Genomic DNA, 1,323 nt, shown 5'->3' with positions numbered 1-1,323 from the left:
TTCAAGCCTGCCGGCTGGACGCCGATTGCCCTCGCCCTCGAGCAGGCGCAGAAAGATTTGCAGTCGTACAAAGGGGAGCAGAACACCAATATCATCTACCTGGTCAGCGACGGGATCGAAACATGCGGCGGCGATCCGGTAGAAGTGGCAAAACAGTTGGCTGACTCTGACGTGACACCCATCGTAAACGTCGTCGGTTTCGGAGCAGACGGGGAAGCGCAGCGCCAGCTCAAGCAGGTAGCAGAAGCCGCAGGGGGCCGCTATGTACTGATCCAGGATCAGCAGGAGTTGAAGAAGGAGTTTGAACAGGCAAGCAAGATCGCCCGAAAATGGATTGAGTGGAAACGTGGGGCAACTTATGATGCTTTATCAGAAAAACTCTCTCAAGGTGTAGAAATCAGTGTCTATGGATCCACCTGGCAGCGAATGTCAGTTCGCGAAAGCTATAATTTTCTCTCTGCCTTTTACGAATTAGAAAGACGCAAAATATTGGATAAAAGCACCATTACCAAACTGAAAGAGATCGAAAAAACACAAAGCAAATTGATTAAGCAACGAGGAGACGAAATGAAGACTTTCCTTGAAAATTTGAACGCCAAAACATATAAAGAAGCAATTGACGCGATCAACCGGCAATATAGCGAAAATGTAAAGAGAAATTAGCTGATGCAAGGAGGTGGAGGAGATGAACACACAAGTAAAAAAGGGACAAATGCTGTTCGCCATCCTTCTTGTATGTTTCATCAGTCTGTCAGCTTGTTCGGGAGAAGAGCAATCAACCAGCACAGGCTCGTCCGAGACCTCCTTGCAGAACAACGGCAAGGAAACGGCGGAGACGGCAGGCAGCAATCCTGACGGAGAGCCAATATCCACCAAACAAACCGCCACCAGCCGGGAAGAGCAGATCGAGGCGCTGAAAGCACTAATCCCGGACGGCCTGACCAAACGCCCGGAGACAGCGGAGGAGTTTTACAACCTGCCTCCGGGGCGATTTTCCGGTGTCCAGTATGGCAAGCAGTATGAGGAGATCGAAAAGGTACTGCAGCAATTCCCGAACATCGAAAACCCCGATCCCGAAATAATCGAACTGTACTACCTCGCCCTGCTCGGCCTGTTTGCCGAAGATTACCCGGAACCGCAGGAAATCATCAACCAGATCAAGCTTTCTTCATTTGGCAGCCCGGAAATGGATGATCCGCGTTTTCAGTTCAAGGAGCAGTACAACGTGATGATCGTGCTGGACGCAAGCGGCAGCATGGGCAATATGGCGGGCGGCAAGACGAGAATGGAAGCGGCCAAGGAAGCGATCCGCTCGTTTGCCGC

The 1,323-nt window shown here is 50.9% G+C and carries 1 protein-coding gene and 1 pseudogene; both read left to right on the top strand.

What is annotated here, in order from left to right; genetic code table 11:
- A partial coding sequence (locus FOI68_RS23690; protein WP_370512172.1) for a vWA domain-containing protein occupies positions 1-663 on the top strand: 663 nt, incomplete at its 5' end.
- Positions 664-685: 22 nt separating this feature from the next.
- Positions 686-1,323 (top strand): annotated as a pseudogene (locus tag FOI68_RS22655) (VWA domain-containing protein); the annotation flags it as partial.

Origin of the sequence: Brevibacillus sp. LEMMJ03, from assembly GCF_007197875.1 — a bacterium.
In the GTDB taxonomy this organism is placed as follows: domain Bacteria; phylum Bacillota; class Bacilli; order Brevibacillales; family Brevibacillaceae; genus Brevibacillus; species Brevibacillus thermoruber.
The sequence above is the reverse complement of the archived record's forward strand: the minus strand, read 5'-3'. Positions and strand labels throughout refer to the sequence as shown.